Annotated in this window: 18 protein-coding genes; 7 read left to right on the forward strand and 11 right to left on the reverse strand. The window is 67.4% G+C overall.

Going from position 1 to position 22,118, the window contains the following annotated elements:
- Positions 1–51: 51 nt before the first annotated feature.
- Both VLK31_RS23245 and VLK31_RS23250 read right to left on the reverse strand, forming a co-directional pair.
- Positions 52–1,053, reverse strand: coding sequence for a Bug family tripartite tricarboxylate transporter substrate binding protein (locus VLK31_RS23245; protein WP_409170818.1), 1,002 nt, complete (start codon positions 1,051–1,053; stop codon positions 52–54).
- Positions 1,054–1,090: 37 nt separating this feature from the next.
- The gene (locus tag VLK31_RS23250) at positions 1,091–2,299 is read right to left on the reverse strand and encodes a CaiB/BaiF CoA transferase family protein (protein WP_409170819.1); all 1,209 of its coding nucleotides are present in this window, start codon (positions 2,297–2,299) and stop codon (positions 1,091–1,093) included.
- 163 nt (positions 2,300–2,462) lie between these two features.
- Between VLK31_RS23250 and VLK31_RS23255 the strand changes: the two genes are divergently transcribed.
- Positions 2,463–3,353, forward strand: a complete 891-nt coding sequence (locus VLK31_RS23255) for a LysR family transcriptional regulator (RefSeq protein WP_409170820.1) — start codon at positions 2,463–2,465, stop codon at positions 3,351–3,353.
- A 58-nt stretch (positions 3,354–3,411) separates the two neighbouring features.
- On the opposite strand, the gene VLK31_RS23260 is transcribed toward VLK31_RS23255, so the two are convergent.
- The 3 genes from VLK31_RS23260 to VLK31_RS23270 form a co-directional block, all read right to left on the reverse strand.
- Positions 3,412–4,023 carry a Dps family protein gene (locus tag VLK31_RS23260; protein ID WP_409170821.1) on the reverse strand — a complete coding sequence of 204 codons (612 nt, stop codon included), beginning with the start codon at positions 4,021–4,023 and terminating at the stop codon, positions 3,412–3,414.
- Between the two features lie 167 nt (positions 4,024–4,190).
- A complete protein-coding gene (locus VLK31_RS23265) occupies positions 4,191–6,122 on the reverse strand; it encodes a diguanylate cyclase domain-containing protein (RefSeq protein ID WP_409170822.1) in 1,932 nt (643 codons plus the stop codon).
- 96 nt (positions 6,123–6,218) lie between these two features.
- Positions 6,219–7,937 (reverse strand): S-layer protein, encoded by a 1,719-nt coding sequence (locus VLK31_RS23270; RefSeq protein WP_409170823.1) that lies wholly within the window; start codon positions 7,935–7,937, stop codon positions 6,219–6,221.
- Positions 7,938–8,125: 188 nt separating this feature from the next.
- On the opposite strand from VLK31_RS23270, the gene VLK31_RS23275 reads away from it, so the two are divergent.
- Positions 8,126–10,165, forward strand: coding sequence for a putative bifunctional diguanylate cyclase/phosphodiesterase (locus VLK31_RS23275; RefSeq protein ID WP_409170824.1), 2,040 nt, complete (start codon positions 8,126–8,128; stop codon positions 10,163–10,165).
- A gap of 87 nt (positions 10,166–10,252) precedes the next feature.
- Here the strand turns inward: VLK31_RS23275 and VLK31_RS23280 are convergent, their stop codons facing one another.
- The 4 genes from VLK31_RS23280 to VLK31_RS23295 are packed head-to-tail and all read right to left on the reverse strand — an operon-like array spanning position 10,253 to position 14,980.
- Positions 10,253–11,497 (reverse strand): M20 family metallopeptidase, encoded by a 1,245-nt coding sequence (locus tag VLK31_RS23280; RefSeq protein ID WP_409170825.1) that lies wholly within the window; start codon positions 11,495–11,497, stop codon positions 10,253–10,255.
- A gap of 17 nt (positions 11,498–11,514) precedes the next feature.
- Positions 11,515–13,329, reverse strand: coding sequence for a 2-oxo-4-hydroxy-4-carboxy-5-ureidoimidazoline decarboxylase (gene uraD / locus VLK31_RS23285; RefSeq protein WP_409170826.1), 1,815 nt, complete (start codon positions 13,327–13,329; stop codon positions 11,515–11,517).
- A gap of 15 nt (positions 13,330–13,344) precedes the next feature.
- Positions 13,345–14,298: an allantoinase PuuE gene (gene puuE, locus VLK31_RS23290; protein WP_409170827.1), complete on the reverse strand. Its 954-nt coding sequence runs from the start codon at positions 14,296–14,298 to the stop codon at positions 13,345–13,347.
- Between the two features lie 7 nt (positions 14,299–14,305).
- Entirely contained in the window at positions 14,306–14,980 is a 675-nt protein-coding gene (locus tag VLK31_RS23295) for a GntR family transcriptional regulator (RefSeq protein WP_409170828.1), read from the reverse strand.
- A gap of 92 nt (positions 14,981–15,072) precedes the next feature.
- Between VLK31_RS23295 and uraH the strand changes: the two genes are divergently transcribed.
- Entirely contained in the window at positions 15,073–15,423 is a 351-nt protein-coding gene (uraH, locus tag VLK31_RS23300) for a hydroxyisourate hydrolase (RefSeq protein WP_409170829.1), read from the forward strand.
- 4 nt (positions 15,424–15,427) lie between these two features.
- On the opposite strand, the gene VLK31_RS23305 is transcribed toward uraH, so the two are convergent.
- On the reverse strand, positions 15,428–15,937 hold the full coding sequence (locus VLK31_RS23305) for a hypothetical protein (RefSeq protein ID WP_409170830.1): 510 nt from the start codon (positions 15,935–15,937) through the stop codon (positions 15,428–15,430).
- 56 nt (positions 15,938–15,993) lie between these two features.
- On the opposite strand from VLK31_RS23305, the gene xdhC reads away from it, so the two are divergent.
- The 4 genes from xdhC (at position 15,994) to VLK31_RS23325 (ending at position 21,328) form a co-directional block, all read left to right on the forward strand.
- A complete protein-coding gene (gene xdhC / locus VLK31_RS23310) occupies positions 15,994–16,803 on the forward strand; it encodes a xanthine dehydrogenase accessory protein XdhC (RefSeq protein WP_409170831.1) in 810 nt (269 codons plus the stop codon).
- A 215-nt stretch (positions 16,804–17,018) separates the two neighbouring features.
- Positions 17,019–18,227 (forward strand): urate hydroxylase PuuD, encoded by a 1,209-nt coding sequence (locus tag VLK31_RS23315; protein WP_409170832.1) that lies wholly within the window; start codon positions 17,019–17,021, stop codon positions 18,225–18,227.
- 104 nt (positions 18,228–18,331) lie between these two features.
- Entirely contained in the window at positions 18,332–19,672 is a 1,341-nt protein-coding gene (locus VLK31_RS23320; RefSeq protein WP_409170833.1) for a glycerate kinase, read from the forward strand.
- Positions 19,673–19,885: 213 nt separating this feature from the next.
- Positions 19,886–21,328 (forward strand): NAD-dependent succinate-semialdehyde dehydrogenase, encoded by a 1,443-nt coding sequence (locus tag VLK31_RS23325; RefSeq protein WP_409170834.1) that lies wholly within the window; start codon positions 19,886–19,888, stop codon positions 21,326–21,328.
- Positions 21,329–21,334: 6 nt separating this feature from the next.
- Here the strand turns inward: VLK31_RS23325 and VLK31_RS23330 are convergent, their stop codons facing one another.
- The gene (locus tag VLK31_RS23330; protein ID WP_409170835.1) at positions 21,335–22,051 is read right to left on the reverse strand and encodes an MgtC/SapB family protein; all 717 of its coding nucleotides are present in this window, start codon (positions 22,049–22,051) and stop codon (positions 21,335–21,337) included.
- Positions 22,052–22,118: the final 67 nt, after the last annotated feature.

Below are 22,118 nucleotides of genomic sequence, written 5' to 3' on the forward strand. Positions count from 1 at the left end.
CTCTGGCCGTTTTGCATTGCCCGGTCGCCCGAGCGTTCAGTCGTTAGCCGCTCAAATGGCGCTGATGTTCTTGTCCTTGGCAATCTTGGTCCAGCGCGCGCGGTCCGTCGCCAGGCGCTTGCGCATGGCTTCCGCCGGCTGGTAGGCGGCAATGGCGCCTGCGTTGACCAGCTTCTCCTGCACTTCCTTGTCCTTGGAGAGGATGTCGGCCAGCTCCTTGTTGATGCGCGCCACCACGCTGGCAGGCGTGCCCAGCGGCGCAATCAGGCCGCCCCACGAATCGAAGTCGAAGTTGGGGAAGCCCTGCGCCGACACCGTCTTGATGCCGGGCAGCAGCACGTTGGCACGGGCGGAGCTGACGGCAATGGCGCGCAGTTTGCCGCTCTTGATGTGCGGCAGCGCCGCCACCACGTCCGCGAACATGATGCCCAGCTGGCCGCCGAGCAGGTCGGTCACGGCCGGCGCGCTGCCGCGGTACGGCACGTGCTGCATGTCGAACTTGCCCAGGTCCTTCAGTTGCTCCATGGCCAGGTGGCCGAAGCTGCCCGCGCCCGAGCTGGTGTAGTTCAGCGGCGTCTTGGCGGCCTTGGCTTGCGCGATGAGGGTCTGCACCGAGTCCACGCCCGGCATCACCGCCGGGTTGACGACGATGGCCATCGGCAGGTCGTACACGGTGGCCACGCACATGAAGTCTTTCTCCACGTCATAGGCGTTGTTGCCGTACAGCAGCGGGGCCAGCAGCGCGGGCATGCCGAACATCGACAGCGTGTTGCCGTCGGCCGGCAGCTTGATGAAGGTGGCGGTGCCGATGGAGCCGGAGGCGCCGGGGCGGTTGTCCACCACGATCGACACGCCCAGGCGTTCGCCCAGCTTCTGCGACACGATGCGCGCGGCGGTGTCGGTCGGGCCGCCGGCGGGGAAGGCCACGACCATCTTGATGATCTTCGCGGGCCATGCGGCGTCCGCTGCAAAGGCCGGCAGGCCCAGGGTGCAAAGCGCGCCTGCGGCGCCCGTGGCCAGCAGGTGCCGGCGGGTGAGTTGAGCTTGTTTCATGTCTGTCTCGGAGAAGGTTGAGTTCGAAAGTCTTGAATCAGATGGCCTGGCGCGCGCGTGCCGCGGCTATGGCCTGGTCGTCCATGGCGAGCAGCTCGCGCAGCACTTCGTCGGTGTGTTCGCCCAGGTGCGGCGGCGGCCTGCGCACGGGGGCGCGTTCGCCGTCCAGCACGTAGGGCGGCGCCAGCACGCTTTGCTGGCCGGCTTCGGTGTCGTCGAAGTGGTGCAGCAGCTTGGCGTCGCGGGTGCGCGCGGAGGTCAGTGCCTCGTGCATGCCCAGCACTTCGCCGCAGGGGATTTGCGCTTGCGTCAGCTTGGCCAGCAGCTCGCGGCGGCTGAATGCGCGCAATGCCTCTCGCACCAGGGGCAGCAGAACGTCGCGATGGGCGGAGCGCGCGGTGTTGGTGGCAAAGCGCTCGTCGGCCGCCCATTCGGGCCGGCCCAGCACCTGCTCGCAGAAGCGCACGAACTGGCCGTTGTTGCCTACGGTGATGACCAGCGGGCCGTCGGCCGCATCGAACACGCCATAGGGAACGATGGACGGGTGCGCATTGCCGAACTTGGGCGGGTCGCCGGCCTTGAGCAGTGCTTCCATGCCGTAGTACGAGGTGATCATGAGGCCGCTGTCGTACAGCGCCATCTGCACATGCCGCCCGCGCTTGGTGGTATGGCGCTCGTACAGCGCCGCAAGAATGGCCTGACCCGCGAACATGCCGGTGAACATGTCGACCGCCGCCACGCCGAACTTCAGCGGGCCCTGCCCGGCCTCACCGTTCATGGCCATGATGCCGGCCTCGCCCTGCACCAGCAGGTCGTAGCCCGGGCGCTGGGCCTCGGCGGTGGAGCGCGCATAGCCCGAGATGGAGCAATACACCAGGCCGGGGTTGTCGGCGCTGAGCTGCGCGTAGCCCAGGCCCAGCTTGTCCGCGCCGCCGACCTTGAAGTTCTCGACGACCACGTCGCAGCGCGCCGCGAGTGCGCGCGCAATGTCCACCCCGGCGCCGGACTGCAGGTCGATGGTGACCGAGCGCTTGTTGCGGTTGGCGCTGTTGAAGTACGAGGTGTTGCGCGTGCCCACGCGCACGCCCCAGTCGCGCGTGTCGTCGCCGCGGCTGGGGTGCTCGACCTTGATGACGTCCGCGCCCAGGTCGGCCAGCGCCATGGCGCACATGGGCCCGGCCAGCACGCGGGAGAGGTCTAGAACACGCAAGCCAGCCAGAGGCTGGACCGAAGGGGCTTGGGACATGTCGAGGGGGCGAAAAAGGCGAGGGGCGGTCGGGGGGAGGGGAGGCGCAGCACCCATCAAAGGGGTGCAGGCGAACAGCAGGGTCGGCGCGAATTATTCGCCGGCTGATGAGAATTGACAATCGTGCAGAATTTGCACCCACTGTGTAAATTGAAAGTTGACAATGGATGTGCAAGCGCTGGGCCTGCTGGTCGACATCATCGAAGCCGGCAACCTGAGCAAGGCGGCCGCCAAGCTGGGCATGAGCCGCGCCAATGTGAGCCAGCGCATCAACCGCTTCGAGCGCGAGCTGGGCGCGCAACTTCTGATGCGCACCACGCGCCAGCTTGAGCCCACCGACATCGGAAGAAAGCTTTACGAGCACGGCCTGGCCGTGCGGCACGAGGTGAAGGCGGCCAGCGAGGCGGTGAGCAGTCTGGGCAAGAGCCTGCGCGGCATGGTCCGCCTCAGCGTGCCCAGCGGCTATGGCCAGCTGCGCATGTCGGGCTGGCTGGCGTCGTTCATGCAGCGCCATCCGGAGATCACGCTGCACGTGATCTTCGACAACGACATCGAAGAACTGGTGAAGGGGTCAGTCGACTTTGCGGTGCGGGTCATGGCCGAGCCGCCGGCGCACCTGGCGGCGCATGCGCTGGGGCGGGTGCGTTATGTGGCGTGCGCCACGCCGGCGTTCATTGCGCAGAACGGGCGGCCCGCGAGCCTTGACGACCTGAAGCAGCTGCCGCTGATCACCTCGCCGCAGACCAGCGAGCGCCTGAGCACGGCGGGCACGCACGAGGGTGGGCACCGGTATTTGCGGATCAAGCCAAGGCTTATTTCCACCAACTTCCACTTCCTTCGGGATGCGATCGCACAAGGCCTTGGCGTTGGGCTGGTCCCCGACTACATGGTGGAATCCTCGCTGGCGCAAGGCGAGTTGCAGGCCTTTGCGCTGAAGAAGGGCGAGTTGGACTTCCTGTCCACGCAGAAATTCTTGCTCTACGTGCCGAGCCGCTTTCAGACGCAGGCGGTGCGCACGCTGATCGACTTTCTGGTGGAGAAAGAGCGCCCGTAAGGGCGCCCTTGGCCGAACAAGCAGCGCCAGCGCGGTTCGCGCGCTGGCTTGCTCAGGCTCAGGCCGTCACGGGCGAGGCAGCGACCAGGTGCTCCGTCAGGAACCACACCTGCAGCTCGTTCGTGCGCAGCACGTTGCTTACGAACACGTCGTTGCTGCCGTCGTCGCCCGACTCGTCCACCGCCTTGGCCGCCTTGCGCGCCGCAATGATGATGAGCTCATGCGCCTCGGCCAGTCGGCGGATCTGCACGGCGGCGGGCTCGCGGCCACGCGGCGGGCGCTCGATCTTGGTGGTCTCGGCAATGTCGGCAGCCATGGCCAGCGCAATGCCGCCCAGCAGCTGAATGCGTTCGGCCAGGATGTCCACCAGCAGCACTTGCGCCTCGAAGTGCTGGTCGTACATCAGGTGCAGCTGGTTGAAGGTGGGGCCGACCACTTGCCAGTGGTGCTTCTTGTACATGTCGCGCAAGGTAATGGTGTCGGCCAGGCACTGGTTGAGCAACGCCACGCTGTCCTTGCAGACCTTCTCCGACAGGCCGTTGGGCATCTTCACGATCTCGCCGAACTTCTGGGTTTCGTGGCTTGGCTGCTTCAGGTCGGGCTTGACTTCGCTCGCGGCCGGCGAGGCGCGGCCTGATTCGGTCTTCTTGCTGCGGGAGGGGGCTGCCATGGGGAACTCCAAAGTTGAATGTCCCGTTTTTACGGGCTGCCCGAGCCGCTGTTCGTAGGGCAGCAGCCCGAGAACGCCGTGGTGCTCGGCGACTTCGGCTGCGCGTGCAACGGCTTGCTGGAGGCCTGTTGGCGACTTACCGGCAACCTACCGGCGACCTACCGGCCTCACAGCGCCGTCTGGCCGTTCGCGCCTTGCGCCTCCAGCCGTGCGGGCTGGGTCTGCGGCGTGCCCATGGCCGCGAGGTGGGCCGCAAGGTCGGCGGCGAAGATGAACGAGGGGCCCTCGCGGTGCTGCTTGACGTGGTACATCGCCCGGTCGGCCGAGCGCAGCAGCCGGGCCAGCGTGTCGCCGTCGCCCGGGTGGCAGGCAATGCCCAGGCTCATGCCCACCGCGACGCTGCGGCCCTCGTAGTGCACCGGCTGCGTGCCGGCGTCGATCATGCGGCGGGCCATGAGGCTCATGACCTCGCGCGTTTGCGTGCCACGCACCAGCACCGCGAACTCGTCGCCGCCGAGGCGTGCCACCAGGTCGTCCTGGCGCAGTTGCTGGCGCAGCCGCTGCGCGATGGCCATCAGCACCTGGTCGCCCGCGGCGTGGCCGTGCGCGTCGTTCACGCCCTTGAAGCCGTCCAGGTCCAGCAGCATCAGCGCAAAGGGCTGCCGCGCCAGCAGCCATTCCTCGCCGCGGCTTTCAAAGCCGGCGCGGCTGGCCGCGCCGGTGAGCGCGTCGGTGCCCAGCGCCTCCACCAGCTGCTGCGTGCGCGCGGTGAGGGCTTGCTCGGAGCGCAGCACAAGCTGCAGGCGCGAGCCCATCGCCACGGCAAACACAATCAGCTCGGCCACCAGCGCGCCCTGCGTGATGTTCATCTGGTTGGGCGCCCATTCGATCCAGCCCCAGCTTGCGATCACGATCGCCCCCACGCCGCCCAGCAGCAGTGCCACGCCGAAGAAGTACAGCACCGCCGGCCAGTAGCGCCTGCGCATCGCGATCAGCGCGCCAATCACCATCACCACGGTCGATGCCACCACCGAGACCTGCACCAGCTGGAAGGTCATGAGCGGGTGGGCGCCCCAGTTGGCATACGGAATGGCCAGCGCCAGCGCAACCGTGAAGGCCTGCACCAGCCAGTCCAGGCGCGGCGCGAAGTGGCGCAGCCGCAGCAGCCGGCGGCCGAACTGCAGCTTGCAGATGGCCCACAGCGCGGGCCCCGCCGTGTAGGCGAAGCCGGCCGCCGCGGGCCAGTGCGCGAACGGGTAGCGCAAGGCGTGGCCGTTGATGCTGGCCAGCGCCAGCACGCCGCAGGCGCAAGACAGCATGTAGAAGCCGTACAGCCCTTCGCCGAACACCTTGAACAGCACCAGGCCGTACACCATCAGGCCGATCAGCACGCCGTAGCTCACGCCGTCGAACATGCGCTTGTCCTGGGTCGACTGCAGGTAGTCGGCCGGGTCCCACACCTTGACGTCGTAGATGCGCGCGAAGGTCGACTCGACCCTGAAATACGCGGTGTACGTGCCCGGGCCGGGCAGCTTGAAGCGCCAGGCCATCTGCTCGGACGCGGCCGGCCGGCTGGCCCAGGGATGGCGCATGCCGGTGACCACCGGCTCGGCCAGCGCCTGGCCGTTCTCGTCGTAGGGGCCGTAAAAGCGCAGCTCGTGCGTGGAGACGGTCGGCACCAGCATCAGCCATTCGCGTGGGGCATCGGCCGGGTCGGCAAGCTGCATCTGCAGCTTGAACCACAGCACGCGGTCGGACTCCTTGCCTCGCAAGGGCGCGTCGGGGTAGGCGAAGCGCGCTTCCTGCGCTGGCGTGCGCACCTGCTCGATGCGGAGCGAGCGGCTCTCGTCCTCGAACACCTGCAGCCGCTGCACGGCCTGCAGGCCCTGGGGCTGGCGCGACACGCGCAGGGGCTCGCGCTGTGCATCGGCCGGCTGGGCCTCTGCCGCAGCCATGCCGATGCCCGACAGCACCAGCGCGAGCGCGGCGGCCAGCAGCAGCCGCCACGCGCGTCGCAGCGCGGCAATGCACAGGAATACGTGGGCGGCAGCGCGAGTGGTGGCACGGTGGGTGCCGCGTGGCAGAAGGCGGAACATCATCGGGATGTGCGGCAGCAGGTGGCGGAAAACGACGGATTGTCGCCGCCGGCTGGCCGCCACCCTGCACCCTGCACGCGCCCGTGCCGCGGTTGCGCCCTACAGCGCCGCAACCTTCACGAACACCGGGTTCGAATAGAACCACAGGTCGCTGTAGTTGCGCGCGTTGATGGCGTTGAAGCGCGCCACGTTGTCGGTGCCGGTGGTCTGCGTGTCGGCCAGGGGCTCGCCGCCCGCGGTTTCGTTGGGCACGTCGGTGCCCAGGTTGGTGCCGCGCAGGCGGAAATACTGGTTGTTGCCGGCCTTCACGGTGTAGCTCACCGCGAAGTAGCCGTCGGCGTCCAGCTTCCAGTCGGCGCGGGTGAAGCGCTTGACCACGCGGGTCGACGGGTTGGTGTCGCGCGCATAGCCCGGGGTGCCCGGTGTCTCCGGGCCGGTCACGTCGCCGGCAATCAGGTCGATGTGGTCGACCACCGGCTTCACGTTGGCGTACATGCCGCTGCCCAGCAGATACTCGAAGTTGTTGCGCTCCGGGCTCTTGAAGCGAATGGTGATCTTCAGGTCTTCACCCGCCTTGGCCGCCACGTCCGAGCCCATTTCGCCCGCGCCCTTGGCGCTTTGCACCTTGAAGTCGAGCGTGTCGATCAGGCCGCCGTTCACCGCGAAGAGCTTGCCCGAGCGCATGGCCTCGAGCAGCGACTTCGGCTCCTTGACGTCGCCCCACAGGTGGTTGCGCGCGTACTCGCCGGGCGCGTAGCCGCTGCTGTACAGGCCCTTGGAGGTGGTGAAGTGGTAGTCGGAGTCGGCCACGTTCCAGATGTGGCGGCCTTCGGACAGCAGCGCGTCCCAGGTGCCGCCGAGCCTGGCCACCAGGTAGTCGACGCCGCCGTAGGTGCGCGAGGGCAGGTTGGCGGGAATGTAGGCGCTGGTGTAGCCGCCGCGGTCGGGCTCCATCTGGTTGCCGACCATGCCTTCGAGCGAGAACACGATGTTCGGCGCCAGGTCGTTCATCTCGCGCAGCTGCGCGGCCGTGTACTTGCCGGGGTTGCGCGAGGGGTGGTTGATCTGCAGGTAGCTGCTGTCGGGGTAGTTCTTCTTGAGCCAGGCGATGGCCGACAGGGTCTCGGCGTGGGTGGAGTAGGTGGTGCCGGCCTTCGGCCCCCAGGCGCTGACGTCGGCCGGCGGGAACAGCGCGGCGTCGCGGTTGGTGAACAGGTACTCGAACTGGCTCGCGGCCTTCAGCGCGGCGGCGGACATGGGGGCGTCGGTCAGGATGCCCACATTGCCGTGGTCGTGCGAGGGCATGTCCCATTCGAAGGACGCGAAGATCGTCTTGTCGGCGTACTTGCCGCCGGCCTGCAGCGCCTTGATGCGCGGCACCTGGTACTTGGCCATGCCTTCGGAGAACGGAATCTGCGCGGGCAGCAGGCGGCCGTCGTTGTCATAGGACGACAGGCGCAGGTGGTCGGACAGGGCGGCCCAGTCGAGGCCGAAGCGGTCGAATGCCAGGGCCAGCACCTGGTCGAGCGTGGAGACCTGCTGGGTGTCGTCCGACTGCATCGTGTGAACGTGCAGGTCGCCCACGGTCCAGCGACCGGGTGGGGTGGCGGGGGTGGGGTCGACCGGCGCCACGGGGGCGGCCGGCGCGGCAGCGACAGGCGTGGCAGGCGCGGTGGGCATCACCGGAAAAAAGGCACTTCCGTTGGAGCCGCCGCCACAGCCGGCCAGCATCAGCGTGCCGATGGCAAGGGTGGAAAACAGGGTGCGACGAAACGGCAGGCCGGCAGGCAGGGAAGGGGGAGTCGAGAGGGAGATCATGGCGGTTGAAAAACGATGACACCCGCGTGAAATGCGGGCGTCCAGTGGAGCCGCCGAGTCTGTTGGCGCGTCGTGACGGCCAGATGAAAGCGAAACGAAAGTGCGCGCGCACGGCGTTTTAAATTTGGTCGCCAAAGCCCCGAAACGAACCGTATGCCGGTGCGCGCTCTATAAACTGTGGCCCTTCCATGAATTCCAGCGCGCCCCCCCCTTCGCTTACCGCTTCCGTCGATGGCGAGGTGCTGTCCCGCATGGTGCGCACCGATCAACTCGTGGTGGTGCGGCGCAGCGTGCTTTCGGCCATTCCAATCAACGTGGTGCTGAGCTTCACCGCGACGCTGGTGGCCTTGAACTCGGGCAAGGCGTTCGAAGGCCTGAGCTGGCTGCTGCTGTCTTTGGTGGTGAACGGGTTGCGCAGCTACGCGAGCCGCCTGCCGTTCGCACCGTCGCCCGGCGTGGCGACCGAGAGCGGCGTGGCCGTCTCGGCCCGGGCCCGCCCGGTCGACTGGCACCTGCGGCTGGCCGCCGGCATGGCGGTGCTGTCGGGCTGCGTCTGGGCGCTCATTCCGCTGCTGTGCAGCGGCTACTCGTCGCCGCAGGCCGTGTTCTATCTGACGGTGGTGTGCGGCATCAGCGCGGGGTCGGTCACCTACGGCGCCGCCTATGCGCTGGTGCCCATCAGCTTCATCACGCCCGCGCTGCTGTCGGTGGTCGGCTGCCTGGTGTATGCGGGCGGCTTCGACAATCTGGCCCTGGCCGCGATTGTGCTGCTGTACCTCGCAGCGCTGGCGCGCAGCGCGCTGCAAAGCGAAAAGGCGTTCCGCGAAGGAAGCCGCCTGAAGAACGAGGCCACCGCGTTGGCCGTGCAGTTGCGCCAGGTGCATGCGCTGTCGCTCGACGCCACGCAGCAGCTGGCGTTTCGTGCCTCGCACGATTCGCTTACCGGCCTGCTCAACCGCGAAGGTTTCACCGAGGCGGCCACGCTGCACATCGCTTCGCCGGACGGCCGCCAGCAAGGCCTGCTGCTGCTCGACCTCGACGGCTTCAAGGCGGTGAACGACGCCTTCGGCCACAAGGTGGGCGACCGCGTGCTGCAGGACGTGGCCGGCTGGCTGCGGCGCGAACTGGGCGACATGCAGGCCATTCTGGGCCGCTGGGGCGGCGACGAATTCGCGGTGCTCTACACCCTGCGCGAAGAGCGCCAGGCGCCAACGGCCATCGCGCAGGCGCTGATCCGTTCCATTTCGTTCGCCACCGCGCACTACGGCGGCCACCTGGGCGTGAGCATCGGCATCGCGGTGACGGACGACGCCGAAATTGCCGACATGATCAGCTTTGCCGACGAAGCGCTCTACGAGGCCAAGCGCACGGGGCGCAACCGCTTCCAGGTGTTCGACACGGCGCTCAACCAGCGCCTGGCCACGCGGCGCGACGTGGAGCGCGACCTGCTCCACGCCATCGAGGCGCGCGCCATCGGCGTCTGGTACCAGCCCATCATGGCCTGCGACGGCCACGAGGTGCACAGCCTGGAAGCGCTGATGCGCTGGAACCACCCGCGCCACGGCTACATCTCGCCGGAGGAAGTGATCTTCGCGGCCGCCAACACCGGTCTGGCCGAACCGCTGCTGCGCCACCTGGTCGACGAAGTCTGCCGCGGCATGCGCCAGCTGGAGGCGGTGGGCTCGGGGCTGGCGGGCGTGCCGATTGCCATCAACGTGTCGCCGCGCGAAATGGCGCAGCTGGCGGTCGACGACATCGTGCTGGGCCTGCTGAAGTCGCGCGGCATTGCGCCGCGCCGGCTGCAGATCGAAATCACCGAAGAAGTGGCGCTGGACACGCATGCCACGCGCAGCCGCCTGAGCGCGCTGTCGGCCGCGGGCGTGGCCATTGTGGTGGACGACTTCGGCGTGGGCTATTCGTCACTGGCCTCGCTGCGCAGCGAGTATGTGCGCCAGGTCAAGATCGACCGCAGCTTCATCCTGGGGCTGTCGTCGTCGCCGGGCAATGTGGTGCTGGTCGATGCCATCGTTCAGCTCGGGCGCTCGCTGAACATCCAGGTGGTGGCCGAGGGCGTGGAAACGCAGGCCGAGCTCGATGCGCTGCGCGCCCTGGGCTGCAAGCTGGTGCAGGGCTACCACCTGGCGCGCCCGGCACCGCTGGCCGATGTGACGGCATGGGACGTGGCGCGGCTGTTGCTGCTGGCGCCCGCGCCCGTCAGCGCGGCCTGACCCTCCAGAATTGAACCGACCCGGCCCCTCTGCAGACTCTGCAGACTCTGCAAAAGGGGCCGGGTCGTTGCTCCGCCTGGAAGAGGCTCAGGCCAGCAGGTCGCTCAGCGTGCGCGCAATCACCTTGGTGGCGCGGCGCAGGTCTTCCAGCAGCACGCGCTCGTCGCTGCGCTTGGCATGCGACTCCAGCACGGTGCGCGGGCCGGCCCCGTAGATCACGCCCGGAATGCCGGCTTCGCCGTACAGGCGCACGTCGGTGTAAAGCGGCGTGCCCATGGCCTTGATGGGCTCGCCGAACAGCTCGCCGCCGTGCTTCTGGATGGCGTCGACCAGCGGCTTGTTGCCCGCCAGCGGCTGCATCGAGTTGGCGAGCAGCAGGCGCTTGATGTCCACCGTGATACCCGCGCTCTCGGCGGCGGCATCGGCAATCACCTGGCGGATGTTGGCCTCGACCTCGGCCGGGTTCTCCTCGGGGATCATGCGGCGGTCCAGCTTGAACACCACCTTGCCGGGCACCACGTTGGTGTTGGTGCCGCCTTCGACGCGGCCCACGTTCAGGTAGGGATGCGTGATGCCCTCGACCTTGGACGTCACCTGCTGGTACAGCGCGTTCTGCGCATACAGCGCGTTCAGGATCTTCACCGCGCCCTGCAGCGCATCGATGCCCGAAGTGGGAATGGCCGCGTGGGCCATCTTGCCGTGCACCGTCACTTCCATCTGCAGGCAGCCGTTGTGCGCGGTGACCACTTCGTAGCTGAAGCCGGCCGCAATCATCAGGTCGGGCTTGGTGAGGCCGTTTTTCAGCAGCCAGCCAGGGCCGAGGATGCCGCCGAATTCTTCGTCGTAGGTGAAGTGCAGCTCCACGCTGCCTTTGGTCGGCTTGGCCACGGCTTCGAGTGCGCGCAGCGCAAAGGTGAAGCTGGCGAAGTCGCTCTTGCTCACCGCGGCGGCGCGGCCGTAGAGGCTGCCGTCGGCAATCTCGCCGCCGTAGGGCGGGTGCGTCCAGCCTTCTCCGGGGGGCACCACGTCGCCGTGGGCGTTCAGGGCCACGGTGAGGCCACCACCGCTGTCCTTGCCGTCGTTGCCGTATTTGCGGCGCACGATCAGGTTGGTGATCGATTCAAGGCCGTAGTCCTTCACGTCCTGCGCGGGCACGGCGTGCTTCTCGGCGTCGAGGCCAAAGTCTTTCAACAGCTCGGCGGTGCGCTCGGCGTGCGGCGCGTTGTTGCCGGGTGGGGTGTCGGTGGGCACCTGCACCAGTTGCTGCAGAAACTTCACTTCTTCGTCGAAGTGCGCGTCGATCCAGGCGTCGAGCTTTGCGTAGTCGGTCATGTTTGTTCTTCTGTGAATCAGTGGGCTTGTTCGGCGGCAAGGTTGTTCAGCAAAAGCTGGAACGCCTGCACGGCAAGCTGGATGTCGTCGTTGGTGCTCGATTCGAGCGGGTTGTGGCTGATGCCCGAGTTGATGCCGCGCACGAACAGCATGGCCTGCGGCATCACCTCGTGCAGCTTCATGGCGTCGTGGCCCGCGCCGCTGGGCATGCGGAACAGCGGAATGCCCAGCGCGTCGACTGCCTTCTCCCAGCGCTGCTGCCAGTCGGGCGCGCTCGGCGCGGCGGCGGCGCGCATGGTTTCCTCCAGCTCCAAGCGCACGCCGCGGCGCTCGCAGATGTCCTTCAGTGCACTGACCACGTCGTTGGCCAGCGCGTCGCGCTGCGCGTTGTTGGGCGCGCGCAGGTCCAAGCTGAACTTGCAGCGCCCCGGCACCACGTTGATGGAGCCGCTGGGCACCTCGAGCATGCCCACGGTGCCGACCGAGTTGCCGTCTTTCGCGGCGCGCTGCTCGGTGTACAGAATGAGTTCGGCCACCGCGGCGGCCGCGTCGCGGCGCCGGTCCATGGGCGTGGTGCCGGCGTGGCTGGCCATGCCGATCACCTCGCCCACGTAGCGCACGCTGCCGTTGATGGAGGTGACGATGCCCAGCGGCAGGTCGAGCTCGGTGAGCACCGGGCCCTGCTCGATGTGCACTTCCACAAAGCCGAGGTAGCGCGACGGGTCGCGCTGGATCTTCGGAATGTCGGCCTCGTTCAGGCCCGCATGCTGCATGGCCTCGCGCATGGTGATGCCGTCGGCGTCTTTCTGGTCGAGCCAGCGCGCATCGAAGTGGCCGATGAGCGCGCCCGAGCCCAGAAAGGTGGCCTTGTAGCGCTGGCCTTCTTCTTCCGCGAAACCCACCACCTCGAAGGCGAAGGGCAGGCGGCGGTTCTGCTTCTCGAGCTCGCGCACGCAGGCCATCGGCACGAAGATGCCCAGGCGCCCGTCGTACTTGCCTCCGTTGCGCACCGTGTCGTAGTGCGAGCCGGTGAGCAGCGTGCGCGCGCCCGGCTGCGTGGCCTCGTAGCGGCCCACCACATTGCCGACCGCGTCGATGTACACGGAGTCGAAGCCGCAGTCGCGCATCAGGGCGGAGATTTGCGCGGCGCAGGCGCGGTGCGCGTCGGTCAGGTAGGTGACGGTGAGCTGGCCCTTTTCAGCGTAGCCCGGGTCGGTGTGCGCGGAGAGCTGCTCCTGCCAGTCCCACACGTCGTTGCCGAGCGAGACGTCGGCCGCAAACTTGTCGTTCAGGCGAATCTCTGCAATGCGGTGGATGTTGCGCAGCGCCTCGCCCAGCTCGAACGACGGATGGTTGTGCAGCCGGCGCGCGAAGGTGTCGATGATCTCGCGCTTGGCCAGCCCGGTGCCGCGTGGGCCGCGCACCGCCAGGATGAACGGAAAGCCGAACTTGGCGTTGTAGTCGGCGTTGAGCTGCTGGATCTGCGCGAACTCTTCAGGCGTGCAGTCGGTCAGGCCGGCCTTGCTCTGCTCGTTGGTGGACTCGGCCGTCAGCGTCTTGCTGACCATGGCCTTGCCGGCCAGCTCGGGGTGGGCGCGGACCAGGCCGATTTGCTCGGCAACGGTGGATGCCGCCAGGGCCTGCACCAGCGCATGCTTGAGGTGCGCGAGCGAGCGGAACGGGCGCGAGGGCAGCGCGCGCTGGGCGATCCACGGCGAATGCTCGTAGACGCCGTCGAGCAGCGCAACGGCTTCGGCGGGCACGGCCGCGTTGAGTCGGGCCAGAGTCAGGGAGGGCGTGGGGGACGGTGTGGGGGAGGGGGTGAGACTCATGCTGTGGCTCCGGCGTCAGGTGGGTGCAAAGGGATGCGCTTGCTTCCAGTGGCGCGCGATGTCGACGCGCCGGCAGACCCACACCTTGTCGTGCGAGGCAATGTGGTCCAGAAAGCGCTGCAGCGCCGTGATGCGCCCGGGCCGCCCGAGCAGGCGGCAGTGCATGCCGATGCTCATCATCTTCGGGCTGTTGTCGCCAGCGGGGTCGCCTTCGGCATAGAGCGCGTCGAAGGTGTCCTTCATGTACTGAAAGAACGGGTCGGCGTGCGAGTAGCCCTGCGGCAGCGCAAAGCGCATGTCGTTCACGTCCAGCGTGTACGGCACGATGAGCTGCGGCACCACGCTGCCGTCGGTCTTTTGCACCTTCATCCAGAAGGGCAGGTCGTCGCCGTAGTAGTCGCTGTCGTACTCGAAGCCGCCGTAGTCGGCCACCAGGCGGCGCGTGCGCGGGCTGTCGCGCCCGGTGTACCAGCCCAGGGCGCGTTCGCCGGTGAGCTGCTCGATGGCTTCCATGCCAAGGCGCATGTGCTCGCGCTCGGTGGCTTCGTCCAGGTTCTGGTAATGGATCCAGCGCCAGCCGTGGCAGGCGATTTCGTGGCCCAGTTCCTTGAAGGCGGCGGTCAGCTCTGGGTAGCGCTGCAGCGCCATGCCCACGCCGAACACGGTGAGCGGCAGGCCGCGCTTTTCGAACTCGCGCAGGATGCGCCACACGCCGGCCCGCGAGCCGTACTCGTAGATGCCTTCCATGCTGATGTGCCGGTCGGGGTAGCTCGCCGGGTTGAACATCTCGGAGAGAAATTGCTCGGAGCCCGCGTCGCCATGCAGCGTGGCGTTTTCTCCGCCTTCTTCGTAGTTCAGCACGAACTGCACCGCCACGCGCGCACCGCCGGGCCATTGCGCATGCGGCGGGTTGCGGCCGTAGCCGACCAGGTCGCGGGGGTAGGGCAGGGTGGTGTCGTAGACAGTCATAGGCTTTTCAGGACAGCGCCAGTGCGATGTCGTTGGTCGGGACCTTGCGGTCGAACGTGAGGTTGGCCTCCACGTGCTCCAGGTGCTCCGTCATGAGGCGCACGGCGCGCTCTTCGTCGCGCGCGGCCAGCGCCTTCACGATGTCGGCGTGCTCGTCGTTGGAGTGCTCGGCCGCGCTGGTGCTCTGGTACATCAGCGTGATGAGGGCGCAGCGCGAGATGAGCTCGCCCAGAATCTGCGCCAGCACCTGGTTGCCCATGAGCTCGGCCATGCGCACGTGGAAGTCGCCGAGCAGCTCGGTGCGGCCCGAAATGTCTTCGCCCGACACGGCGGACTTTTCAAGCGCCACGTGTTCCTTCAGCGCCTTGATCTTGGCGGGCGTGACGGTGCGCACGAACTCGCGCGTCATCTCGGCCTCCAGCATGCGGCGCACCTTGAACACCTGCTTGGCCTCGTCGACCGCCGGCGCGGCCACGAAGGCGCCGCGCGCGGGCTCCAGGCGAATGAGCTTGTTCTGCGAGAGCTGAAACAGGGCTTGGCGCACCAGCGTGCGCGACACGCCGAAGTGGTCGGCCAGCTTCTGCTCGGCCAGCTTGGTGCCCGGCTGAAGCCGGTGCTCGACGATGGCCTTGGTGAGGGCATCGACGATCGAACGGGTGGTGGAGGACTCCATGTTTTTCATGATAGACCCAAAGCCGGGAACTGTATACACTTTTGTCCACCGGAATATCCCGCACCACCCGATCCGATTTTTGGACCTTCAAGGAGCTCCCCATGGGCCTGAGCACTCACGTACTGGACACGATGCATGGCGGCCCGGCCGCGGGCATGGAGGTGGCGCTGTACACCACGCATGACGAGGCCGCCACGCTGGTGAAACGCTTCACGCTGAACGCGGACGGCCGCAGCGACGCGCCGCTGTACGACAACAACTCGCTCAAGGCCGGCACCTACCGTCTGGTGTTCGACGTGGCGGGTTACTTCAAGGCCCGCGGCGTCGAGCTGCCGCAGCCGAACTTCTTGAACAAGGTGTCGCTGGACTTCGGCGTGGCGCACACCAGTCAGCACTACCACGTGCCGCTGCTTGTGAGCCCGTGGAGCTACTCCACCTACCGCGGCTCCTGATGTGTCAGTCGCCCTGCTGCTGACCTTCGGTCAGCGTATCGAGCTGAAAGCGTCCGCTCTTGTCCCACAGCCAGGTGTCGGTCCAGGTGACCGCGCCCAGGCGGGTGGCGGCGGGGAAGGGCGCGGCCTGCAGCACGGCGCGCTCGATCTCGGCAATCACCTCGGGCGCATGCTGCGGCGCGCGCAGCCAGTGCATCGACACCACCTTGCCGCCCGCGTCCAGGTTCACCTGCAACGTGCCGACCGCATACAAAATCGGCGGCAGTTGCCCGCCGTAGATGCGCGAGCGGTTGATGTCGTAGATGTGGCGGGCTGCATCGCGGCGGTACTCGCGCGGCGTGGCGGCGCTCGATGCACGCGGCGCGCGGCCGGCGGCGGATGCGCTGGGCGCGGACGCACTGCTCAACTGGCCGGGCACTGCCCCCGGGCCGGTGCTGCCGCAACCGGCGAGCCAGAAGGCAGAAAGAACGAAGGCCGTCCATGCAAGGCGGCGGGGCGTAAGCTGGCGATTCATCGCCGGGTTTATACCGTGAGTCTTCACGGGCGGGGCAACCGAAGGTATCGACAACGATGAGCGGTGCGGTCGATCAATTGCTGGCGCGTCTTGGCCGTGAAGACGGCGTGCTGGTGCGTGTGACGTCCACGCAGGGCTCCGCGCCGCGCGAGGCCGGCACGTGGATGGCGGTGTGGGCCGACGGCCTGACCGCCACCATCGGCGGCGGGCAGCTCGAATTCCAGGCCACGAAGGAAGCGCGCGATCTGCTGGCGGGCACGCGTGCACCGTTCGACGGCATCCAGCGCTACCCGCTGGGGCCCAGCCTGGGGCAGTGCTGCGGCGGGGTCATGTACCTGTCTTACCAGCGCATCACGTCGGCCGATGCAGCCGCATTGCAGCGCGAACTGGTCGCGCAGCTCAAGCCGGTGGCGCTGTTCGGCGGCGGCCATGTGGGCGCCGCGCTGGCGCGGTTGCTGGCCGGGCTGCCGTTCGGGGTGCGCTGGATCGACAGCCGCGACGGCGTGTTCCCCGACGCGCTGCCCGCGCAGATCGACACCGAGCATTCAGAGCCGGTACAAGACGCCGTGGCCGCGCTGGCGCCCGGCAGCCGCGTGCTCATCATGAGCTTCAGCCATGCCGAAGACCTCGACATCGTCATCGCCTGCCTGAAGCGCCTGCGCGAGCGCAACGACCTGCCGTACATCGGCCTGATCGGCAGCAAGACCAAGTGGGCCACCTTCAGCCACCGGCTGGAGGCGCGGGGTTTCAGCGCCGACGAACTGGCCCGCATCACCTGCCCCATCGGCGTGCCGGGCATCACCGGCAAGGAGCCCGAGGTCATCGCCGTGGCGGTGGCGGCACAGTTGTTGCAATCGCTGGGCTGAACAGGGTTTCCCCGGCGACCTTGCCTCGAAAAACCATTCCGTCCCTTGCCAAAACTGTATACACTTTCGGTCCACAACAAGCCGCAGCGGAGCGAGGCCCATTTCATGGAGCCTGCGTTCGCGGCACTTTCTCTGCTTACAGTGCCCGCGGTGGTGAGCAGGCTGAAACCCCTTCTTGGCGTTCCCACGCGCCAACTGGGTTGAGAGAGAAGCATATGGAAAGTTACTACCTCGACTGGGCCAACCTGCTTTTGCGCTGGGTTCACGTCATCACCGCCATCGCCTGGATCGGTGCCTCCTTCTACTTCGTGATGCTGGACAACAGCCTGGAGAAGCCGCAGGACCCGGAGTCGCTCGACAAGGGCGTGGGCGGCGAGCAGTGGGCCGTGCACGGCGGCGGCTTCTACAACATGCAGAAGTACGCGCTGGCGCCCAAGAAGCTGCCGGACCACCTGCACTGGTCGTACTGGGAGAGCTACAGCACCTGGCTGACCGGCTTCTCGCTGTTCACCATGTCGTACCTGTGGAACGCGAGCACGTACCTCATCGACAAGTCGAAGATGGACTGGCAGCCCGGCGCCGCCATTGCCGTGGCGCTAGCCTTCTTCGTCGTGTTCTGGATGGTGTACGACGGCATCTGCCAGATCTTTGGCCGGCGCAAGAACGGCGACACCATCGTCGGCGTGCTGATTGCGCTGTTCATCGTCTTTGCGACTTGGCTGGCCTGTCAGTGGTTCGCGGGCCGCGCGGCCTTCTTGCTGGTGGGCGCCATGATGGCGACCACCATGAGCGGCAACGTGTTCTTCTGGATCATTCCCGGCCAGCGCAAGAACGTGGTGGCGCTGCGCGAAGGCCGCCCGGTCGATCCGGTGCACGGCCAGCGCGGCAAGCAGCGCAGCGTGCACAACACCTACTTCACGCTGCCGGTGCTGTTTGCGATGCTGAGCAACCATTACAGCTTTACCTACACCCACAAGTACAACTGGGTGGTGCTGCTGCTGATCATGCTCGGCGGCGCCGCCATTCGGCAGTTCTTCGTGGTGCGCCACCGCTTCAAGCTGGGCAACGCGGGCAACCCGCTGCCGTACGCGATGGTGGGCATCGTGGTGCTGGGCCTGACCATCGTCTGGATGAAGCCCGAGCCCGTGGCCGCACCCGCGGTGTCCGCCGTTGCCGCGCCCGCCGTGCCGTTCGCTCAAGTGCAGAAGGTGCTGGAGCAACGCTGCTTCATGTGCCACGGCCCGGCCGTGCAGATGAAGAACGTGCGCGTCGATTCGCCCGAGCAGGTGGCCGCGCATGCGCAGGCGATCTACCAGCAGGTGGTGGTCACCAAGATCATGCCGATGAACAACGCCACGGGCATCACCGACGAAGAGCGCGCGCTCATCAGCCGGTGGTTCCAGGCCGGCGCCAAGACCAACTAGACCGGCAGACACGGTCCGTCAGAGACCGGCGCAGACCAGACAACAAGGGCGATGAGCGGGCGTTTTGCCCGCAGCACAATCGCCGCATTGGAGACAAAGCAGCCATGACCGCACCGACACCCGCCTTCGGCCCCGCCCTCGATCCGCGCGAAGCACCGCGCGCCTTTCTGGAACACCTCTACCGCGTGGCGGTGGACCGCGCGCTGCCGCTGTCCACGCTGGGCGCTCACCTGCCTTCGCCACCCAAAGGCCGCACGCTGGTGCTGGGCGCAGGCAAGGCCGGCGGCTCGATGGTGCAGGCGCTAGAAGCACTGTGGCCGGCCGACGCACCGCTGTCGGGGCTCGTCGTCACGCGTTACGACCACATTCCGCCGCGCCCTGCGGGCTTGCCGCAGCGCATCGAGCTCGTCGAGGCCGCGCACCCCGTGCCCGACGCGGCCGGCCAGCAGGCCGCCGAGCGCATGCTGGCGCTGACCCAGGGCCTCACGGCCGACGACCTGGTGCTGTGCCTGATTTCGGGTGGCGGCTCGTCGCTGCTGGTGCTGCCGGCCGAGGGCCTGACGCTGGCCGACAAGCAGCGCATCAACAAGCAACTGCTCGAAAGCGGCGCGGGCATCGGCGAAATGAACTGCGTGCGCAAGCACCTGTCGCGCATCAAGGGCGGGCGCCTTGCGGCCGCCTGCGCGCCGGCGCGTGTGGTCACGCTGACGATCAGCGACGTGCCCGGCGACGACGCCGCCGTCATCGCCAGCGGCCCCACCGTGCCCGACGCCACCACCTGCGCCGAGGCGCTGGCCATCCTCGACCGCTACGCTATCGAAGTGCCTGCACCGGTGCGCGCGCAGCTGCAAAGCGGCGCGCTCGAAACGCCCAAGCCGGGCGATGCGGTCTTCGAAGGCCACCAGACGCACATGATCGCCACGCCGCAGCAGTCGCTCGAAGCGGCCGCCAAGGCGGCGCGCGAAGCGGGCATCGAGGTGCACATCCTCAGCGACGAGATGGAAGGCGAATCGCGCGAGGTCGGCAAGGTGCATGCCGCGCTGGCACGTGCCGTGGCGCACCGCGGCGAGCCGTTCGCACGGCCCTGCGTCATTCTTTCGGGCGGCGAGACGACAGTAACGATTCGCCCGCGCCAGCCGGGCCAGGCCCGCGGCCGTGGCGGGCGGGCCGGCGAGTTCTGCATGGGCCTGGCCGGTGCGCTCATGGGCCAAGCGCAGGTGTGGGCGCTGGCGGCCGACACCGACGGCATCGACGGCGTGGAAGACAACGCCGGTGCCTTCGTCACGCCCGACACGCTGGTGCGTGCCACCGCAGCCGGCAAGAAGCTGTCTGACCACCTCGACCGCAACGACGCGTACGGCTACTTCGACGCCATCGGCGACCTGTTCGTGACCGGGCCGACGCACACCAACGTCAACGACTTCCGGGCGCTGCTGGTGCTGTGAGCCGGGGGCCGGGGCAGCAGGGAGGCGTGCCAGCCGCCATGTGTCAACGGCGACCTGCGGGTTCCCCCGCTGGGGCGAGGTTTGTTAACTCGGGTTAATCTACGCACCCGGCAGCCTGCTGCCGCCGTTGTTGCAAGCGCACCCCGTGGGGTGCCGCGTCGCGCATCCAGATTCCCCCCTTTTCATCATCCCGTCCTCGAAGGAAAAGTTCGCATGACCGCCACCTACACCGACACCCGCCTGCTGATCGACAACGAATGGGTCGACGCCACCGGCGGCAAGACCCTGGACGTTGTGAACCCCGCCACCGGCAAGGTCATCGGCAAGGTGGCGCATGCCAGCATTGCCGACCTCGACCGTGCCCTGGCCGCCGCCCAGCGCGGTTTCGACAAGTGGCGCAACACGCCCGCCAACGAGCGCGCCGCCGTCATGCGCCGTGCCGCCGGCCTGATCCGCGAGCGCGCTGGCGACATTGCCAAGCTGCTGACGCAAGAGCAGGGCAAGCCGCTGGCCGAAGCCAAGGGCGAAACCCTGGCCGCCGCCGACATCATCGAATGGTTCGCCGACGAAGGCCGCCGCGTGTATGGCCGCATCGTGCCCTCGCGCAACCTGGCCGCGCAGCAGCTCGTGCTGAAGGAGCCGCTGGGCCCCGTCGCCGCGTTCACGCCGTGGAACTTCCCCATCAACCAGATCGTGCGCAAGCTGGGTGCCGCGCTGGCCACCGGCTGCTCGTTCCTGGTGAAGGCGCCTGAAGAAACCCCGGCATCGCCCGCCGCGCTGCTGCAGGCCTTTGTCGACGCCGGCATTCCCCCAGGCACCGTGGGTCTGGTGTTCGGCAACCCCGCTGAAATTTCGAACTACCTGATCTCCCACCCGATCATCCGCAAGGTCACCTTCACCGGTTCGACCCCGGTGGGCAAGCAGCTGGCCGCGCTGGCCGGTTCGCACATGAAGCGCGTCACGATGGAACTGGGCGGTCACGCCCCGGTGATCGTGGCCGAAGACGCCGACGTGGCGCTGGCCGTCAAGGCATCCGGTGCCGCCAAGTTCCGCAACGCGGGCCAGGTCTGCATTTCGCCGACCCGCTTCCTGGTGCACAACAGCCTGCGCGAAGAATTCGCCCGCACGCTGGTCAAGTACACCGAAGGCCTGAAGATGGGCGACGGCCTGGCCGAAGGCACGACCATCGGCCCGCTGGCCAACGCACGCCGCCTCACGGCCATGGCCCATGTGCTGGACGACGCGCGCAAGAAGGGCGCCACCGTGGCCGCGGGCGGTGAGCGCATTGGCGACACCGGCAATTTCTTCGCCCCCACCGTGCTGACCGACGTGCCGCTGGACGCCGACGTGTTCAACAACGAACCCTTCGGCCCCATCGCCGCCATTCGCGGTTTCGACACGCTGGAAGAAGCCATTGCAGAAGCCAACCGCCTGCCGTTCGGCCTGGCCGGTTATGCCTTCACCAAGTCCATCAAGAATGCGCACCTGCTGAGCCAGAAGCTCGAGCTGGGCATGCTGTGGATCAACCAGCCCGCCACGCCGTCGCCGGAAATGCCTTTCGGCGGCGTGAAGGATTCGGGCTACGGTTCCGAAGGCGGCCCGGAGGCGCTCGAGGCTTACCTGAACACCAAGGCTGTTTCGATCATGGGTGTTTGAGTCGGTTCACTCTTCGGCGGCGGCATTCCAGAAAGCCTGCTGCACGCCGTCGAGTGATTCAAGGTCTTCAATGACCCGGTCGAGCTCCGCGGGCTCGACCGCTGTTGCGTAGAGCGTCGCACCGATCTCGGTGTCGGCCGGCCCGAACGGGTGCTGGTCGACATCGCGCACCGGGTAGTTGGCGGCCTCCAGCAACAGCAGCAGCTGGTCCATCACTTCGGGCCGTGCCGCGCGTGAGCAGATCACGCGCACCACATACGTTGCTTCACTGGCTTCTTCGCTGATCGGCTGGCGGTTGATGCGGTTCACCACGGGCCGCAGCAGCGTGTTGCTGGCCAGCACGAACAGCGCGGCAATCACCGCTTCCCCCAACAGATCCGCGCCCGCGCAGGCGCCCACCGCGGCCGACCCCCACAGCGTGGCCGCCGTGTTCAGTCCCGTGACATTGGCGCCTTCTTTCATGATCGCGCCCGCGCCCAGAAAGCCGATGCCCGACACCACATATGCGACCACGCGCACGGCACCGCCGCTGCCGTCGAGGCGGTTGGCGAGGTCGACGAACACTGCGGCACCTACCGCTACCAATGTATTGGTTCGCAGGCCGGCTGTGCGTTGTCTTACTTGCCGTTCGAGGCCGATCAACGACCCAAGAATGAAGGCTGCAGCCACGCTGACGAATGTGTCGAGCAGGGAGTGCAGGTTGATGTTCTGGATGGCTTGCATTGGAGGCTTTCTTTTTTTATGCCGATGTTCAGTTTGTTGCTGTTGGGTGTCATGCGCGTGTCATTGG

The organism is Variovorax sp. H27-G14, assembly GCF_046156345.1.
GTDB lineage: Bacteria > Pseudomonadota > Gammaproteobacteria > Burkholderiales > Burkholderiaceae_C > Variovorax.

Coding starts and splice junctions, on each gene's coding strand:
- VLK31_RS23245 (WP_409170818.1), bottom strand. CDS start 1,053: ATGAAACAAGCTCAACTCACCCGCCGGCACCTGCTGGCCACGGGCGCC.
- VLK31_RS23250 (WP_409170819.1), bottom strand. CDS start 2,299: ATGTCCCAAGCCCCTTCGGTCCAGCCTCTGGCTGGCTTGCGTGTTCTA.
- VLK31_RS23255 (WP_409170820.1), top strand. CDS start 2,463: ATGGATGTGCAAGCGCTGGGCCTGCTGGTCGACATCATCGAAGCCGGC.
- VLK31_RS23260 (WP_409170821.1), bottom strand. CDS start 4,023: ATGGCAGCCCCCTCCCGCAGCAAGAAGACCGAATCAGGCCGCGCCTCG.
- VLK31_RS23265 (WP_409170822.1), bottom strand. CDS start 6,122: ATGATGTTCCGCCTTCTGCCACGCGGCACCCACCGTGCCACCACTCGC.
- VLK31_RS23270 (WP_409170823.1), bottom strand. CDS start 7,937: ATGATCTCCCTCTCGACTCCCCCTTCCCTGCCTGCCGGCCTGCCGTTT.
- VLK31_RS23275 (WP_409170824.1), top strand. CDS start 8,126: ATGAATTCCAGCGCGCCCCCCCCTTCGCTTACCGCTTCCGTCGATGGC.
- VLK31_RS23280 (WP_409170825.1), bottom strand. CDS start 11,497: ATGACCGACTACGCAAAGCTCGACGCCTGGATCGACGCGCACTTCGAC.
- uraD (WP_409170826.1), bottom strand. CDS start 13,329: ATGAGTCTCACCCCCTCCCCCACACCGTCCCCCACGCCCTCCCTGACT.
- puuE (WP_409170827.1), bottom strand. CDS start 14,298: ATGACTGTCTACGACACCACCCTGCCCTACCCCCGCGACCTGGTCGGC.
- VLK31_RS23295 (WP_409170828.1), bottom strand. CDS start 14,980: ATGAAAAACATGGAGTCCTCCACCACCCGTTCGATCGTCGATGCCCTC.
- uraH (WP_409170829.1), top strand. CDS start 15,073: ATGGGCCTGAGCACTCACGTACTGGACACGATGCATGGCGGCCCGGCC.
- VLK31_RS23305 (WP_409170830.1), bottom strand. CDS start 15,937: ATGAATCGCCAGCTTACGCCCCGCCGCCTTGCATGGACGGCCTTCGTT.
- xdhC (WP_409170831.1), top strand. CDS start 15,994: ATGAGCGGTGCGGTCGATCAATTGCTGGCGCGTCTTGGCCGTGAAGAC.
- VLK31_RS23315 (WP_409170832.1), top strand. CDS start 17,019: ATGGAAAGTTACTACCTCGACTGGGCCAACCTGCTTTTGCGCTGGGTT.
- VLK31_RS23320 (WP_409170833.1), top strand. CDS start 18,332: ATGACCGCACCGACACCCGCCTTCGGCCCCGCCCTCGATCCGCGCGAA.
- VLK31_RS23325 (WP_409170834.1), top strand. CDS start 19,886: ATGACCGCCACCTACACCGACACCCGCCTGCTGATCGACAACGAATGG.
- VLK31_RS23330 (WP_409170835.1), bottom strand. CDS start 22,051: ATGCAAGCCATCCAGAACATCAACCTGCACTCCCTGCTCGACACATTC.